The sequence below is a fragment of the Ancylobacter polymorphus genome (assembly GCF_022836935.1).
In the GTDB taxonomy this organism is placed as follows: domain Bacteria; phylum Pseudomonadota; class Alphaproteobacteria; order Rhizobiales; family Xanthobacteraceae; genus Ancylobacter; species Ancylobacter polymorphus_A.
In genome coordinates this window covers 553193-569550 of sequence record NZ_CP083239.1, presented here as the reverse complement: position 1 = coordinate 569550, position 16358 = coordinate 553193, and the positions used below count along the sequence as shown (strand labels likewise).

The following is a 16358-nucleotide window of genomic DNA, read 5'->3' as shown; positions in this document are numbered from 1 at the left end:
CGCTTTCGTCTTGCGGGGCGGCGTTCGCCCCCTCACTTGCCCGGCTGCGGCACCACGCGCAGATAAGGCTTCAGCGTCTTCCAGCCGCCGGGAAACTTCTCCTTCGCCGCCTCGTCGCTGACCGAGGGGACGATGATCACGTCCTCGCCGTCCTTCCAGTTGGCCGGGGTGGCGACGGCGTGCCGGGCGGTGAGTTGCAGCGAGTCGATCACCCGCAGGATCTCGTCGAAATTGCGTCCGGCGCTGGCGGGATAGGTGAGGGAGAGTTTAAGCTTCTTGTCCGGTCCGACGACGAACACCGAGCGAACGGTCATCGTGTCCGAGGCGTTGGGGTGGATCATGTCGTAAAGACCGGAGACGGTGCGCTCCGGGTCGGCGATCAGCGGGAAGTTCGGGGCGTAGCCCTGCGTTTCCGCGATGTCTTCCGCCCATTTCGCATGCGCGTCGAGCGGATCGACGGAGAGGCCGATCACCTTGACGTTGCGCCGGTCGAATTCCGGCTTCAGCCGCGCCACCTGCCCGAGTTCCGTGGTGCAGACCGGCGTGAAGTTCTTCGGGTGCGAGAACAGCACCCCCCAGGAATCGCCCAGCCATTCATGGAAGCGGATCGGCCCGTCGGTGGTCTCGGCGTCGAAATCGGGAACGACGTCCCCGAGGCGGATGGTCATGGCGAACTCCCGTCAAGAAATCTAGTGTTTTAGTAGCATACTCCGCGCGGCGGCGGGTGCAAGCCGCATCCTACCCTGCGACCGTGACAGTGGAACCTGCGGGCCAACCGCACGTTACCGGACGGGCGCCGCCTCCGGCTTGGGGGAACGGCACCATCGAGATCAGGTATCGCCGTCACGGTCTGCCGGGCAGGTCCGGCATGCTCAAAAGGAGAGGGATCATGCTCAAGATCGTTGTGCTTTCGCTGGCCACGCTCAGCATCGCCGCCTGCACCACCACGGAACGCCGCGCCGCGGGCGGCGCGCTCATCGGCGGCGGCACCGGCGCGGTCATTGGCGGCATTGCCGGCGGCGGCACGGGCGCGGCGATCGGCGCGGGCGTGGGTGCGGGCACCGGCGCGCTGATTGGCGCGGCGACCTCGCCGGGCGATTGCTGGGCCTATGACCGCTATGGCCGCCGCGTGGCGGTGCGCTGCTGACCGCAGCGCCTTATCCAAGCGAGACATGAGGCGGCCCCCAAGCGGGGCCGTTTTCGCGTTCGGCTATTGGCTCGCCCACAGCACACGGGCGATCCAGGCGATGTCCGCCTCCTGCAGCAGGCGGTCGGGATGCTCGGGGTTGAGCGAGCGCAGCTCCACCGTGCGGTTGGTCTGGCGCTTCAGCTCCTTGGCCAAAACCTCGCCTTCGCGGGTCTTCACCACCACCCGGTCGCCGCGCCGGATCGGCGCCGAGGGCGAGAGCACGACGACATCGCCGTCGCGATAGAGCGGCAGCATGGAATCGCCGGAGATTTCCAGCGCATAGGCGTGTTCGTCGCCGACATTGGGAAAGGCGATCTCGTCCCAGGCGCCGCCGACGGGAAAGCCGGCATCGTCGAAATAGCCGCCTTCGCCCGCCTGCGCGAAGCCGATGAGCGGGATGGCGCGGCGCCCGCCGGTGCCGCCATTCACCAGCCCCATGAAATCGTCGAGGCTCGTGCCGGTGGCGGCCAGCACCTTGGCGATGCTCTCGGTGGAGGGCCAGCGCGGCCGCCCGTCCGCCGCCTCGCGCTTGGAGCGGTTGAAGGTGGTGGCGTCCAGCCCGGCGCGGCGGGCGAGGGCGGAGGGGCTGAGGTCCAGCCGTTCCGCCAGCCTGTCCAAAGCGCGCCAGATCTGGGCATGGCTGAGCATGATTCGTGCCCGGATTTTTGTCAGGTGCGTAGGAATTATACCCTAATCTCGCCATTGTCCAGCCGCGGTGCGGCGGCTTTGGCGTCGCTGCCGCCCGGCGCTGGACAGGGCGCGTGCCCTGCCTAGGATGGCCGCCCTTTCGGGCAGGGGCCGGCATGCGCATGGACGAGACGCCACAGGACGAGACGCCACAGGACGAGACCGGGGCCCTGCTGCTGGCGGCGGCGCGCCGGGCCATCGCCTACCGCGCGGACCCCACAGCGCACCCGCCCGCGCAGGATTATGCCGCCTGCCTCGCTGCCTTTGACGGCCCGCTGCCCGAGCACGGCGTGCCGGGCGCGGACGTGCTCGACGCGCTGGTGGCGCGGGCCGAGCCGGGGCTGCGCGCCTCCGCCGGGCCGCGCTTCTTCGGCTGGGTGATCGGCAATTCCCACCCGGTTGGCGTTGCCGCCGACTGGCTGACCGCCGCCTGGGGACAGAACACCGCCAATCATTTTGCCGCGCCCGCCGCCGCCGCCGCCGAGACGGTGGCGGCGCGCTGGCTGCTGGAGGTGCTGCGCCTGCCGGCGGAAAGCGGGGTCGGCTTCGTCACCGGCGCCACCATGGCGAGTTTCGTCGCCCTCGCCGCCGCGCGCGGCGAGGTGTTGCGCCGGGCGGGGTGGGATGTGGAGGCGCTGGGCCTGTTCGGCGCCCCGCCGGTGCGGGTGCTGATCGGCGAGGAGGCCCATGCCAGCGTGTTCTCGGCGCTGCATTATCTCGGCTTCGGCAAGGCGAGCCTGATCCGCGTGCCGGCCGATGCTGAGGGCGTGATGCGGCCGGACGCCTTCGAGGACCTGCTGGCGCGGGCCGTGCCCGCAGGCGCGCCGCTCATCGTGGTGACGCAGGCCGGGCATATCCATAGTGGCGCCAGCGACGACCATGTGCGGCTGGTCCCGCTCGCCCGGGCGCGGGCGGGGTGGGTGCATGTGGACGGCGCCTTCGGCTTGTGGGCGCGCGCCTGCCCGACGCGCGCGCACCTCGCCGGCGGTGTCGAGACGGCCGATTCCTGGGCGACGGACGGGCACAAATGGCTGCAGACGCCGTTCGACTGCGGCTATGCCATCGTGCGCGACGCCGACGCCCACCGCCGGGCCATGACCATCGCGGCGAGCTATCTGCCGCCGGTGAGCGAGCATGAGCGCGACCCCTCGCATTATGTGCCGGAGCTGTCGCGCCGCGCCCGGGGCTTCGCCAGCTGGGCGCTGCTGCGCCATTTCGGCCGGGCCGGCATCGCCGCGATGGTGGAGCGCCATTGCGCGCAGGCCCGGCTTCTGGCGGAACGTCTCGCCGCCGAGCCGGGGGTGACGGTGCTGAACGAGGTGGTGCTGAACCAGGTGGCGGTGCGCTTCGGCGGCGCGGAGGCGGGGGCGGCGGAGGGGGCGCAAGGCGACGCGCTGACCCGCGCCACCATCGCGGCGGTGCAGGAAGACGGCACCTGCTTCGCCGCCGGCGCGGCATGGCGCGGGCGCTGGATCATGCGGCTCTCGGTGATCGGCGCCTCCACCACCGAGGCGGACATCCATCTCTCCGCCGACGCCATTATCCGCGCCTGGCGCCGCGTTGCCTCGGCGGCCGTGGCCCTGTAGGACGGGCCGAACGGCACGAGGCGGGAAACGGACATGGCGGCGGCGCAGGCGAGGCTCATCTACAAGATCGCGCCGCGCGCGCTGTGGCAGGCGGCGGAGGCCGCCGGGCGGTTCGACGGCGCGCCGGTGGATGTGGCCGACGGGTTCATCCATTTCTCCACAGCGGGCCAAGTGGCGGAGACGGCGGCGAAGCATTTCGCCGGGCAGGGCGACCTGCTGCTGGTGGCGGTACGGGTGGAGCATCTCCCGCCCGATCTTCTGCGCTGGGAGCCCTCACGCGGGGGCGACCTGTTCCCGCATCTCTACGGCCCGCTCGCGCTCGACGCGGTAGCCTATGTGCGCGACCTGCCGCTCGGCCCGCAGGGGCGGCATCTGTTCCCGGCACTGGAGGGCTGATCGATGAGCCGCCTGCTCGACCTCGCCCTTCCCTTCGCCCGGCTGATGGACCCCGAGACCGCGCACGGTCTCTCCATCCGCGCGCTTGCCTGCCTGCCGCCCCGCCCGGCGCCTGTGGACGATCCCCGCCTCAACGTGTCGGCCTTCGGCCTCGCCTTTCCCAATCCGGTGGGGCTGGCGGCGGGGTTCGACAAGGAGGCGGAGGTGCCCGACGCGATGCTGGGCGCCGGCTTCGGCTTTGTCGAGGTCGGCACCATCACGCCGCGCCCGCAGCCCGGCAATCCGCGCCCGCGCAATTTCCGCCTGGTCGAGGACCGGGCGGTGATCAACCGCTACGGTTTCAACAGCGGCGGCCATGGCCCGGCGCTGGCGCGGCTTTCCGCCCGCACAAAGCGCCGGGCGCCCGGCATTGTCGGGGTGAATGTCGGGGCGAACAAGGACAGCACCGACCGCGCCGCCGATTACGTCGCCGGCATCCGCGCCTTCGCCGGAGTGGCGAGCTATTTCACCGCCAATGTCTCCTCGCCCAACACCCCCGGCCTGCGCGACCTGCAGGAGGAAAAGGCGCTCGACGAACTGCTGGCGCGGGTGATCGAGGCGCGCGATGCGGCCGCGCCCGGCGTGCCGCTGCTGCTGAAGATCGCGCCCGATCTCGCTCTGCCGCATCTCGACGGGGTGGTGAGCGTGGCGCGCCGGCGGCGGATCGACGGGCTGATCGTCTCCAACACCACCCTTTCCCGCCCGCCCAGCCTGCGCTCGCCGCACAAGAGCGAGACCGGCGGCCTCTCCGGCCGGCCGCTGTTCACGCTCTCCACCCGCATGCTGGCGGAGACCTATGTGCGGGTGGACGGTGCCTTCCCGTTGATCGGGGTCGGCGGCATCGACAGCCCCGCCGCCGCTCTGGCCAAGATCGAGGCCGGGGCGAGCCTCATCCAGCTCTATTCCGCTCTCGTCTACGAGGGGCTGGGGCTGGTGGAGCGGATCAAGCAGGGGCTATGTGAGCACTTGGTCCGCAAAGGACACACCCTAAAGGAGGCCGTGGGCTCACGAGCAGCTTGGCACATTGCAACGAATCGAACCGTCGAGCAAGATTAAGTATGTGAAATCAAAGGCTTGATAGCCACCCTATTTTAGGAAGGTCTAAGAGATACTAAGAGGGCACCTTGTGGCGGGGGACCAAAAACATGCCACCCCGCAACCCGCTGAAAAGAAATAGAATCCCCATTCTCCTCCACTTTGTCGACTCGCCGATATTGACTCAAGGTCCCGAAAGGGCATTCTAAACTTCTGTTCTGTTCTCAAGTGATTCAATGACGGAATCCGCCATGAGAACTGAGCAGCCTGACGAAATCATTGTCCAACTGTGGGCTATTTCAATTTCGGCCAAGGGGACATGGCCGGTGATGGTTATTGCTGTCGCCGTATCTCTCGTCCTAGCCGTGTTTTTTTGGCGGATGCTTCATATCAAATTCTGGCCGGGAAAGTTCGATTGACCAGCGCCGGCATCCGCAATGCCAGGAAAACGCCGCGGCCGGCGATGAAGGCGAGATAGGCCAGCCACAGGCCGGTATTGCCCAGAGGCAGGGTCAGCCACCAGGCGAGGAAGAACAGCGCCACCGCCGGGAACATCATGTTGCGCATGTCGCGCGCCCAGGTCGATCCGCCATAGATGCCGTCATAGGCGAAGGCGGCGACGCCGAGCAGCGGGGTCAGCGCCGCCAGCGGCAGGAAGGCGCGGCCGACCTCCCGCACCTGGTCGTTCGCCGACAGAAGATCGATCAGCGGTCCGCCGCCCACCAGCAGCAGCGCACTGGCCGGCGCGGCGAAGCCGAAGCCCCAGGCCAGCACCAGCCGCACCGCGCGGCGGAAACCCGCTCTGTCCCTGGCGCCGACGCTCTGGCCGCAAATCTGCTCGGCCGCAGTGGAGAAACCGTCGAGGAAGAAGGCCGAGACCATGACGATGTTGTAGAGCACCGCATTGGCGGCGAGCGTCACATCGTCCTGCCGCGCCCCCTGCGCGGTGAAGAACAGCAGCACGCTCATCAGCAGCGCGGTGCGGATCATGATGTCGCGATTGACCGCCACCGTCTCGATGAGCCGGCTGCGGTCGATGACCGTGCGCCACGGCACCCGCCAGTCCCGCCCCACCAGCCGGGCGGCGGCAATGAGGCCGAACGCCGTCCCGGTGATTTCCGCCAGCACATTGGCGCTCGCGGCGCCGGCAATGCCGAAATCCCACCACAGCACCAGAGCGACCGTGGCCACCGCATTCACGACGGCGATGAGGATTTGCAGGGCGAGGCCGATATCGGTGCGCGCGATGCCGACCAGCCAGCCGAGCAGGGCGAAATTGGCAATGGCGAAGGGCGCGGAAAGGATGCGCACGGAGAAATACAGCGTCGCCGCCGCGTGAACGCCCTCGCTGGCGCCCATGGCGAGAAAGGCGAGATCGGCCAGCGGGGCGTGCAGCACGATGAGCGCGAGGCCGATACCGGCGGAGATCAGCAAAGCGCGGATCAGTACCGCGCGCAGTTCCACGCTCTCGCCGCGCCCGAGCGCCTGGGCGGTGAGGCCGGCCGTGCCCATGCGGATCGAGCCGAAGATCCAAAAGGCGAAATCGAACAGCAGCGCGCCCACCGCCACCGCGCCGAGCAGCGTCGCGTCGCCGAGCCGGCCGATGGCGCCGGTGGCGACGAGGCCCAGGATGGGCGTCGTCATCTGCGCCAGCGTCGCCGGCAAGGCGAGGGCGAGGAAGCGCCGGGAGGTGACCTCCACCCGGCCGGCGGCCGCGAGGCTCACGGGATCAGCGTCCGCGATTGGCGATGCGCAGGATGAGCCAGAGCGGGACGACGATCACCGCGCCGAGGATGAAATAGCGCCACAGCCGCTCGATCGCCTCGAAGCTGAAGTTGAACAGATGCCGCACCAGGCTTTCCAGGCTGGCGAGGATGTTGAGCGGGTCGAGCCCCAGTGCGGCGAGGATGACGCCCACCACCACCGAGAGCAGCACGAGCCGCATGAGAACCCAGAAGGGCGAACCGCCCATCCAGCGGGCAAGCTGATTATCGGCCATGACTCACATTTCCCCGGCAGGCGAACGCTGCTTCCCTAGCACGGCGCTGGGCCGGCGGGGAGCGTGGCTTTCGTCCTCGCCGATCATCGCCTCCAGCGTTTCCAGCCGGTCGGCCTCGCCCGGCGGCTTGTCCCAGCGCAGCCGGGCGATGCGGGGAAAGCGCATGGCGAGGCCGGAGCGGTGGCGGGTGGAGCGCGCCAGCCCTTCAAAGGCGACTTCCACCACCAGCCCCTCCGTCGGCGTGTGCACCACCTCGCGCACCGGACCGAAGCGGTTCACCGTGTTGCGGCGCACGAAGCGGTCGATCTCGATGAGCTCGGCATCGGTGAAGCCGAAATAGGCCTTGCCGACCGGCACCAGCTCCCCCGCTTCCGTCCAGACGCCGAAAGTGTAGTCGGAATAATAGGAGGAGCGCTTGCCATGGCCGCGCTGGGCATACATCAGCACCGCGTCGACGCTGTGCGGGTCGCGCTTCCATTTCCACCACGGCCCCTTGGGGCGGCCGGGCAGATAGGCGCTGTCGGCGCGCTTGAGCATCACCCCTTCCACCGCTTCCGCGTCCTCTCCCGCGCCATGGGCGGCGGGGTCGGCACGGGCCGCAGTCAGCGCGTCCCATGTGGGGAAGGGCACGAGCGGCGAGAGGTCGAGCCGTCCCTCCGTGGGATGGGTTTCTATCAACGCCTCCAGCCGCGCGCGGCGGGCGTCGAAGGGCAGATCGCGCAGATCCTCGCCCGCCGCCATCAGGAGGTCATAGGCGCGGATATGGGCGGGGAACTCCATCAGCAGCTTGGGCGACACCGCCTTGCGGTTCAGCCGCTGCTGCAGCACGTTGAAGGACTGCACCCGCCCCTCGCGCAGGATCAGCAATTCGCCGTCGATTACGCCGTCAAAGGCGAGCGCTTCGGCAAGGTCGGGGAACGCGCCGGAAATATCCTCGCCGGTGCGGCTGTAGAGCCGCGTCACGTGCCGCCCGTCCGGCCCCGCGGCACGGGCCGCCTGCACGCGGATGCCGTCCCATTTCCATTCGGCGCGGAAATCGGCGGGGTCGAGCTTGGCGACATCCGCCTCTTCCAGCGGGTGCGAGAGCATGACCGGGCGGAACGGGGCGGGGTCCTCGGTTTCCGGCTTCGGCCCGCGCCCTTCCGCCCAGGCGAATAGCTCCTCATAGGGCGGCGCCAGCCCCGGCCAGACCAGTTCGATCGCGTCCGGCGCGTGCTCGCCCAGCGCCGCCACGGCGGTCTTGGCGAGGCGGGCGGACACGCCGATGCGCAGCCCACCGGTGATGAGCTTCAACAGCGCCCAGCGCCCGGTCTCGTCCAGCCGGTCGAGCAGGGAGGCGAGCACCGCCGGCATCTCGGCGCGGCCCATATGGGTGAAGGCGTGGACGATGGCGGAAAGCGGCGGCGGCTCGGTGTCGTTGAGCCCGTGCGGCGCCGGCCACATCAGCGCGACCGTCTCCGAGAGGTCGCCGACATAGTCATAGGAGAGGGCGAACAGCACCGGGTCGGTGCGCTCGCCGATGAGCTGACGGATGAGGCCGGGCTTGGCGTTGCGGAACGACAGCGCCCCGGTGAGCGCGGCCAGCGCCCAGCCGCGCTCCGGGTCCGGCGTGTGGCGGAAATAATCGGCGATGAGCCTTATCTTGCCGTTGCGGCGCGGTTCATAGGCGAGGCGGTCGAGCAGAGCGGCGAAACGGTTCACGGCGCCACCTCCGGTGCCGGCGGCACGTCCGTAGTGGGGGCATCGGGCGCGGGGGCGTCGGGCGTGGCGCTCTCGCCCTCCTCCTCGCCATAGCCGACCATGTGCAGCGGCCGGGCGCGCAGCCCTTGCTCCGTTGCCCAGTGCACCAGCGCGTCTTCCTGCCCGTGGGTGACCCAGAGCTCCTCGCAGCCGGTGGCGCGGATGGCGACCTGCAACTCGTCCCAATCCGCATGGTCGGAAAGGATCAGCGGCAGCTCGACGCCGTTCTGCCGGGCACGGGCGCGGATGCGCATCCAGCCCGAGGCGAAGGCGGTGACGGGATCGGGGAAGCGCCGCGACCAAACATCGGTGAGCGCGCCCGGCGGGCACAGCACTACGGCGCCCGCCCGCTCGGCCGGGGTCGCGTCGCGGGCGGGCCGGGTCTCGCCGAGATCGATGCCCTGCGTGCGGTAATAGGCGGTGAGCTTCTCCATGGCGCCGTGCAGCAGGATCGGCCGGTCATGGCCGGCAGCGCGCAGCAGCGCCATCACCCGCTGCGCCTTGCCGAGCGCATAGGCGCCGACGAGATGCGCGCGCTCGGGAAACAGCGCCAGCGAGTCCATCAGCTTGCCGATCTCCGTCGCCGGAGCGGGATGGCGGAACACCGGCAGGCCGAAGGTCGCCTCCGAGATGAAGACATGGCAGGGCACCGGTGCGAAGGGCAGGGCGGTGGGGTCGGCGCCGGGCTTGTAGTCGCCCGAGGCGACGATGGTGCAGCCGCGCCAGTCGAGCGCGATCTGCGCGCTGCCCAGAATATGCCCGGCGGGGTGGAAGGTGACGCCGACGCCGTTCACCTCGATGCGCGCGCCATAGTCGGCCGCCTGGGTCGCCCCGGCGAAGGCCTCGCCATAGCGGATGGCCATGATGTCGAGCGTCTGCCGCGTCGCGAGCACGCGGCCATGGCCGGCGCGGGCATGGTCGGAATGGCCATGGGTGATGAGCGCCCGCGCCACCGGCCGCGTCGGGTCGATGAAGAAGTCGCCGGCTGGCGAGTAAAGCCCCTGTGGGGTGGTGTGGAGAAGCTCTTCCGGGCGCATCGTGAAACCTATATAGGGCGCGCCTCCTCTTTTTTCGCGAGACCCCGCCATGGCCGACGGCCGGCTCATTCTCTCCTCCGGCGACCCGACGGTCGATCGCCGGATCGACTGGGCGCGCGCGCTGATGGAGGAAGGCAACGCCGCCGACGCGGTGGAGCTTCTCGCCGAGGCGGTGGCCCGCGCCGGCCACTATGCGCCGGGCTGGTTCCTGCTCGGCGAGGCGCGTGAGGCGGCGGGCGACGCGCCGGGGGCGGGCGAGGCCTTCGCGCAGGCGCGGGCGCTCGATCCCGCCGACACGCTCGGCGCCACGCTGCGCCTCGCCCGGCTGGAGGGCGAGGTGGCGGGCATGAGCCCGGCCTATGTGCGCGCGCTGTTCGACCAATATGCCGACCGCTTCGACGCGGCGCTGGCGCGGCTCGACTATCGCGGGCCGGAGGTGATCGAAGCGGGGCTGGCGCAGGTCTGCGAAAGGCTGGCGCGCCCTTTCGCCTTCGCCCATGGGCTCGATCTCGGCTGTGGCACCGGGCTGGTCGGTGCCCGGCTGGTCGACCGCATCGGCACGATGGAGGGTGTGGACCTCTCGCCCAACATGGTCGCCCATGCGCGGCGGCGGAAGGTCTATGATACGCTCGCCGCCGGCGAGATGGTCGCCTTCCTCGCGGCGCGCCCGGCGCGCGAGGTGGATTTGATCTTCGCCGGCGACGCCTTCTGCTATCTCGACGACCTCACCCCCATTCTCACCGAGAGCCGGCGGGTGCTGGAGCCGGGCGGGCTGCTCGCCTTCACCACCGAGACCCATGGCGGTGAGGGCGTCCTGCTGCGCGACACGCTGCGCTTCGCCCATGCGGCGGACTATGTGCGGGCCGAACTCGTCGCCGCGGGGCTCGTGCCGCTCACCCTCGATCCGGTGTCGGTGCGCAAGGAAAAGGAGCAGCCGGTCGCCGGCCTCCTCGTGCTGGCGCTGCGCGAGGGGTGAGGGCTCGCAATTCCCGCCCAAGTCACTAGCTTCTCGCGGTGACGATCATGGATGCCGCGCCCGACGATCTCCTGCCCGAGCCGTTCCGACGCTGGTTTGCCGGCAGGGGCTGGGCGCCGCGCGCGCATCAGCTGGAACTGCTGGCGCAGGCGCGGGAGGGCCGCTCCACCCTGCTCATCGCCCCCACCGGCGCGGGCAAGACGCTGGCCGGCTTCCTGCCGAGCCTCGTCGAACTCGCCGGTCGGCCGGCGGCGCGCAACAATCCGCGCCCGCTCGGCCTGCACACGCTCTACATCTCGCCGCTGAAGGCGCTCGCCGTCGATGTCGCCCGCAATCTGGAACGGCCGGCGCAGGAAATGGGCTTGGCCGTCCGCATCGAGACCCGCACCGGCGACACGCCCGCCTCGCGCCGCCAGCGCCAGCGCCGCGACCCGCCCGACATCCTGCTCACCACGCCGGAGCAGATCGCCCTGCTGCTCGCCTCCGCCGACGCCGAGCCGCTGTTCGCCGACCTCAAGCGCGTCGTGCTGGACGAATTGCACGCGCTCGTCGGCTCCAAGCGCGGCGATCTGCTGAGCCTCGGACTTGCCCGGCTGCGTCGCCTCGCCCCCGGCGTGCAGACGGTGGGCCTCTCCGCCACCGTGGCCGACCCCGACACGCTGCGCCGCTGGCTGGTGCCGCAGCGCGGTAACGCGGAGATGGGCGAGCTGGTGATTGCCGATCGCGGCGCGGCGCCGGATCTTTCCATGCTCGACAGCGCCGCCCATGTGCCCTGGGCCGGGCACACGGCGCGCCATTCGCTGAAAGAGATTTACCGCCTGATCGAGCGGCACACGACGACGCTCGTTTTCGTCAACACCCGCATGCAGGCGGAACTGCTGTTCCAGGAGCTGTGGCACATCAACGACGCCAATTTGCCGATCGCCCTGCATCACGGCTCGCTCGACGTGTCGCAGCGCCGGCGGGTCGAGGCGGCGATGGGCGAGGGCAAGCTGAAGGCGGTGGTCTGCACCTCCTCGCTCGATCTCGGCATCGATTGGGGCGCGGTGGACCTTGTGGTCAATGTCGGCGCGCCGAAGGGCTCCTCGCGCCTCATGCAGCGCATCGGCCGCGCCAATCACCGGCTGGACGAGCCGAGCCGCGCCGTTCTCGTGCCGGCCAACCGCTTCGAGGTGCTGGAATGCCGGGCCGCGCTGGAGGCGGTGCGGGCGGGGGCGCAGGACAGCGCGGTGGTGCGCTCCGGCGCGCTCGACGTGCTGGCGCAGCATGTGCTCGGCATGGCCTGCGCCGGGCCGTTCGAGGCCGACGATCTCTACGCGGAAATCACCTCCGCCGAGCCCTATGCCGACCTCGCGCGCGCCGATTTCGACGATGTGGTCGGCTTCAACGCCAATGGTGGCTATGCGCTGCGCGCCTATGAGCGCTTCGCCCGCATCCGCCAGAGGAAGGACGGAAGCTGGCGCGTCGCCAACCCGCAGGTGGCGCAGCAATACCGGCTCAATGTCGGTACCATCGTCGAATCCACCACGCTGAAAGTGCGCCTCGCCAGCGCCAAATCGCGCTATGGCGGGCGGGTGCTGGGCGAGGTGGAGGAGTATTTCGTCGAGACGATGAGCCCCGGCGACACCTTCGTCTTCGCGGGCGAGGTGCTGGAATATCTCACCATCGTGGAGAACGAGGTCCGCGTCGCCCGCTCCAGCGCCAAGGAGCCGCGCGTTCCCTCCTATGCCGGCGGCAAGTTCCCGCTTTCCACCTTCCTCGCCGCGCGGGTGCGGGCGCTGCTCTCCGAGCCGGCGCGCTGGGCGAGCCTGCCCGGCCAGGTGCGCGACTGGCTGGAGTTGCAGAAGCTGCGCTCCCGCCTGCCGGGGCGGGAAGACCTGCTGGTCGAGACCTTTCCGCGCGGCGACCGCTACCATCTCGTCGCCTATCCGTTCGAGGGAAGGCTCGCCCACCAGACGCTCGGCATGCTGCTGACCCGCCGGCTCGACCGCGCCGGGCTGCACCCGCTCGGCTTCATGGCCAATGACTACGCGCTGGTGATCTATGGCGTGCGCGACATGTCGCTGGCCATCGCCCAGGGGCGGTTGTCGCTCGATGCGCTGTTCGACGCCGACATGCTCGGCGACGATCTGGAGGAATGGCTGGCGGAATCGGCGCTGATGAAGCGCACCTTCCGCCAATGCGCTGTTATTGCCGGGCTGATCGAGCGGCGCTTCCCCGGCAGGGAGAAGAATTCCCGCCAGGTGACCATGTCCACCGATCTCGTCTATGACGTGCTGCGCCGGCATGAGCCGGGCCATGTGCTGCTGCGCGCGGCGCGGGCGGATGCAGCGACGGGCCTGTTGGACATTCGCCGGCTCTCGGACATGCTCGCCCGTATCAGAGGCCGAATCGACCATGTCGCCCTGTCGCGGGTCTCGCCGCTGGCCGTGCCGGTCATGCTGGAGATCGGCCGGGAAATGGTGGCGGGCGGGGCGTCGGAGGCGCTGCTGGCCGAGGCCGAGGACGAACTGATCCGGGAGGCGATGGACGGTGCAGGCGAGGGAAGCGGTTGAGGCACAGCCGGCGGTGCAGGACGCAGTGCCGGACGGCACGGCGGTGATGCTGGCCGGCGCGACGCTGGTGCTCGACGCCGCCGGGGCGCTGTGGTGGCCCGCCGAGCGGATGCTGATCGTCGCCGACCTGCATCTGGAAAAGGGTTCCGCCTTCGCCGTGCGCGGCGTGCCGCTGCCGCCCTATGACAGCCGGGCGACGCTCGACCTGCTGGCCCGTCTCGTCGCGCGCCGGCGCCCGCGCGTGGTGGTGGCGCTGGGCGACAGTTTTCACGATCGTGGCGGCGCGGACCGGCTCGGCCCGGACGAGCGCGCCAGCCTCGCGGAACTCGCGCGCGGGCGCGATCTCATGTGGATCGCCGGCAATCACGATCCCGCGCCGATGCCGGGCCTCGCCGGCGACAGTGCCGACGAGCTGCGCGTGGGTCCGCTCACATTCCGCCATGAGCCCGAAGCTGGCGCGGATGAGGGGGAGATCGCCGGGCATTTCCATCCCGTCGCGCGGGTGGTGGTGCGTGGGCGCAGCCTGCGCCGGCGCTGCTTCGCCACCGATGGAAGGCGGCTCGTTCTGCCCGCGCTCGGCGCCTATGCCGGCGGGCTGAACATACGCGATGCGGCGGTGGCGGACCTGTTCGGCGGGGCCTATGACGCGCATCTCGTCGGTGCCGCGCGCACCTACCGCATCGCCCACCACGCCTGCCTGCCGGACCGCTGACCGGCGCGAGCTTTCAGCGCGAGAAGATGAGATTGGACGGCGGGGCGGGGGCGCGCGGGGCGCCCTTGCCGACCGAGCCGGTGATGTCCTCCGGGCCCGGCACGGTGGCAGGGCCGGCGGCGCGCAGCTGCTCCTGCCGCATCTGCGCCAAAAGCTGCCAGGACCCATAGGCCAACGCCGAGCCGCACACCGCGATCACCAGCATGGCGCGGATGCGCGCCAGCCAGCGGCCGGGCGCCGGGGCCGGGCGGGCGCCGATATGGCGGCGCGGCTCCGCCGGTGCGGCGGGGGCGGGCCGGGGCGCGGCCGGCCGTTCCGTCGGGCTGGCGGCGCGGCGGGCCTGCGCGATCAGGGTCGCCCGGCTGGTGGCAGCGTCGTTCGCCGCCACCGGCGGGAGAGGCGCCGGCGCGGCTTCGGCTTCGGCTTGCGTCGGAGACGCCGCGGGTGTGCGGCGGGTGGCGGCCGCGGTGCGGCTGAGCGCTTCCAGCGCGGCGCGCATCAGCTGCGGCTCGAAGGCTTTCGGGATCGAGGCCGGAGCCGGCGTGAACACGACTTCGGCAGGCGTGGGGACGGGGGCGGGGGCGCTCGCTTCCGGCTCCGGCGTCGCAGTTTCGGGCGTCGCCGGCGGCGAGGGGGCGGCGAGGCTGGCGAGTTCGGCCGCGACTGCGGCTTCCGCCGCCGCCGTGACGGAGGCGCGCTCCGCCGATTTCTCGGTGCTGCGCCGGCTCTCCAGCGCGGCGATCTCGCGGCGAATGAGGGCGGTGATGGTTTCGGGATCGCCGCTAGGGCCGGCGGGCGGGCGTGGCTGGGAGGCGGCGAGCAGGCTGGCCCGCGTTTCCTCCATCTGGATGAACAGGTCGTTGACCGCGCGCTCGATGCCGGCGAGCTGGACCGCGAACTGGCCGGCGAGCTGACCGGAAAGCTGGCTGGCGAGGTCGCCGGCCAACGCGCTGCCGCCGGACCCGACGCGCTGCGCCAGCGCTTCGATCTGCCGGCCGAGCGCCTCGAAGCGCGGCCCGTCATCGACCGGCGGGGCGATCTGGTCCAGCCGTTCGGACATGCGGGTGAACAGGGCTTCCAGACCGGCGGGCATCTCGCCGCGCGTGCTGGCGAGATCGGCCCGGATGGCGTCGAGACGGGCGAGCACATCATCGAGCGGCACGGCGGCCGGCGCGGTCCTCGTCTCGGAGAGCGTGTCGAGCCGCCGTTCCAGCGCGCCGAAGGCCGCCGAGATGGTCTCGTTCTCGCTGGCGGCCATTTCCGCCACGCGGGTGGCGAGCAGCGACACCTGCTCGGCCAGCAGCCGCAGCGAATCCGAGGAGAGGGCGCGGGCCTGCAGGTCGCGGATTTCGCCGATCTGCGCCTGCAGCCGGGCGACGGTCGCCCCGTCCACCACCTTGGCGTTGACGATGTCGATCTTGCGTTCCAGCGCCGCGAGACGTCCGAGCAGGACCTCCGGCGGCTCCGGCAGGCGCAGCCCGCCGATCATCTCGCGCAGCGCGGCGAGACTGGCGCGCAGGCTTTCGTCGCGCGTTTCGGAGCGCTCCACCCGCTCGACCAGCAGCGCGACCACGCGCTGCAATTCGTCGACCGAGTGGCGCGGGGCAAGGCCGGCGATGGACTGCCGCAGGCCGGCAAGTTCTTCCTGCAGCGCGGCGAGCGCCTCGGACGGCAGCGGCGCGGGAGGCGCAGGCGGGGGCACGGTTTCGCGCGCCACGCCGGCGCCGAACAGGTCGCGCGGCGGCGCCGGGCGTGCGGGGGCTTCCGGCATCGGGCTTTCAAGCGCCGGCGCGTCAGCGGACTCCGGCATCGGCGTATCAGCCGCGCGTCGGGCGGGGGACGCCGCGAGGGGCCGGCGCGGGGTGATGTCGCGGTCGAGCTCGCTCTGGCGCGCGGCGATCTCGGCCACGGCGGCCTCGATGGCGGCGGGGCTGGGGGCGGCTTCCGGGGTCGCGGCGCGGCGGCGCGAAAGCTGCAACGCTGCCAGACGATGGTCGATTTCGCGCATGGCGGCGGCGAGACGGTCGTTGGAGGACATTGCCGCAGCGGCGACGGCCTCGCGCGGCGCGGGTATCTCGACGGGCTGCGGTTCGATGGCCATAGGTTGGGCGGGAGCGGCGGCCTCGATGCGGCCGATCTGGCCAGCGAGTTCCTCGATGCGGCGGCGCAGCTCGGCGAGATTATTCAGGCTCTCCAGCCCCGGCGGTGTGACCCCGGCGGCCGGACCCATGAGCTGGGCGCGCAGCCATTGGTCGAGCGGAAGGCCGTCCCGGCGGGCCGCCTCGTCCAGGGCGCGCCACGCCTCCGGGGCGATCGTTCCGGTCGTCGAAGGGGCCTCTTGCCTCACCTGGGGTCTCCGTCGTCCGGCACGATTGGCGGCAGGAATCATCGCGGCGACCGCGGAAGG

General features: G+C 70.8%; 14 protein-coding genes. 7 read left to right on the top strand and 7 right to left on the bottom strand.

Annotated features, from left to right (window positions below; all coding sequences use genetic code 11):
- Window positions 1–32: 32 nt before the first annotated feature.
- Window positions 33–668, bottom strand: coding sequence for a peroxiredoxin (locus tag K9D25_RS02600; protein ID WP_244378971.1), 636 nt, complete (start codon window positions 666–668; stop codon window positions 33–35).
- Window positions 669–889: 221 nt separating this feature from the next.
- Between K9D25_RS02600 and K9D25_RS02595 the strand changes: the two genes are divergently transcribed.
- Window positions 890–1147: a YMGG-like glycine zipper-containing protein gene (locus K9D25_RS02595; protein WP_244378969.1), complete on the top strand. Its 258-nt coding sequence runs from the start codon at window positions 890–892 to the stop codon at window positions 1145–1147.
- 63 nt (window positions 1148–1210) lie between these two features.
- Here the strand turns inward: K9D25_RS02595 and K9D25_RS02590 are convergent, their stop codons facing one another.
- Window positions 1211–1837 (bottom strand): helix-turn-helix transcriptional regulator, encoded by a 627-nt coding sequence (locus K9D25_RS02590; RefSeq protein ID WP_244378967.1) that lies wholly within the window; start codon window positions 1835–1837, stop codon window positions 1211–1213.
- A gap of 161 nt (window positions 1838–1998) precedes the next feature.
- Between K9D25_RS02590 and K9D25_RS02585 the strand changes: the two genes are divergently transcribed.
- Genes K9D25_RS02585 through K9D25_RS02575 form a run of 3 tightly spaced genes read left to right on the top strand, consistent with a single transcriptional unit; the run spans window position 1999 to window position 4953 of the window.
- The gene (locus K9D25_RS02585; protein ID WP_244378965.1) at window positions 1999–3462 is read left to right on the top strand and encodes a pyridoxal phosphate-dependent decarboxylase family protein; all 1464 of its coding nucleotides are present in this window, start codon (window positions 1999–2001) and stop codon (window positions 3460–3462) included.
- A gap of 33 nt (window positions 3463–3495) precedes the next feature.
- Window positions 3496–3858, top strand: a complete 363-nt coding sequence (locus tag K9D25_RS02580) for a DUF952 domain-containing protein (protein WP_244378963.1) — start codon at window positions 3496–3498, stop codon at window positions 3856–3858.
- A 3-nt stretch (window positions 3859–3861) separates the two neighbouring features.
- A complete protein-coding gene (locus tag K9D25_RS02575; RefSeq protein ID WP_244378961.1) occupies window positions 3862–4953 on the top strand; it encodes a quinone-dependent dihydroorotate dehydrogenase in 1092 nt (363 codons plus the stop codon).
- A gap of 369 nt (window positions 4954–5322) precedes the next feature.
- Here the strand turns inward: K9D25_RS02575 and K9D25_RS02570 are convergent, their stop codons facing one another.
- From K9D25_RS02570 to K9D25_RS02555, 4 genes are read right to left on the bottom strand one after another with little or no spacing between them, the layout of a single operon-like run.
- On the bottom strand, window positions 5323–6657 hold the full coding sequence (locus K9D25_RS02570) for an MATE family efflux transporter (protein ID WP_244378959.1): 1335 nt from the start codon (window positions 6655–6657) through the stop codon (window positions 5323–5325).
- Between the two features lie 4 nt (window positions 6658–6661).
- Window positions 6662–6931, bottom strand: coding sequence for a DUF6460 domain-containing protein (locus K9D25_RS02565; protein ID WP_244378957.1), 270 nt, complete (start codon window positions 6929–6931; stop codon window positions 6662–6664).
- Between the two features lie 3 nt (window positions 6932–6934).
- On the bottom strand, window positions 6935–8632 hold the full coding sequence (locus K9D25_RS02560; protein WP_244378955.1) for a cisplatin damage response ATP-dependent DNA ligase: 1698 nt from the start codon (window positions 8630–8632) through the stop codon (window positions 6935–6937).
- Entirely contained in the window at window positions 8629–9708 is a 1080-nt protein-coding gene (locus K9D25_RS02555; RefSeq protein ID WP_244378953.1) for a ligase-associated DNA damage response exonuclease, read from the bottom strand. The genes K9D25_RS02560 and K9D25_RS02555 overlap by 4 nt, the downstream gene beginning before the upstream one ends.
- A 49-nt stretch (window positions 9709–9757) precedes the next feature.
- Here K9D25_RS02555 and K9D25_RS02550 point away from each other — a divergent pair, with 49 nt between their 5' ends.
- From K9D25_RS02550 to pdeM, 3 genes are read left to right on the top strand one after another with little or no spacing between them, the layout of a single operon-like run.
- On the top strand, window positions 9758–10684 hold the full coding sequence (locus tag K9D25_RS02550) for a methyltransferase domain-containing protein (protein WP_244378951.1): 927 nt from the start codon (window positions 9758–9760) through the stop codon (window positions 10682–10684).
- Window positions 10685–10731: 47 nt separating this feature from the next.
- Entirely contained in the window at window positions 10732–13239 is a 2508-nt protein-coding gene (locus K9D25_RS02545; RefSeq protein WP_244378949.1) for a ligase-associated DNA damage response DEXH box helicase, read from the top strand.
- A 46-nt stretch (window positions 13240–13285) separates the two neighbouring features.
- Window positions 13286–13951 carry a ligase-associated DNA damage response endonuclease PdeM gene (pdeM, locus tag K9D25_RS02540; protein ID WP_244450771.1) on the top strand — a complete coding sequence of 222 codons (666 nt, stop codon included), beginning with the start codon at window positions 13286–13288 and terminating at the stop codon, window positions 13949–13951.
- 13 nt (window positions 13952–13964) lie between these two features.
- Here the strand turns inward: pdeM and K9D25_RS02535 are convergent, their stop codons facing one another.
- Window positions 13965–16298, bottom strand: a complete 2334-nt coding sequence (locus K9D25_RS02535; RefSeq protein ID WP_244378947.1) for a hypothetical protein — start codon at window positions 16296–16298, stop codon at window positions 13965–13967.
- Window positions 16299–16358 lie beyond the last annotated feature (60 nt).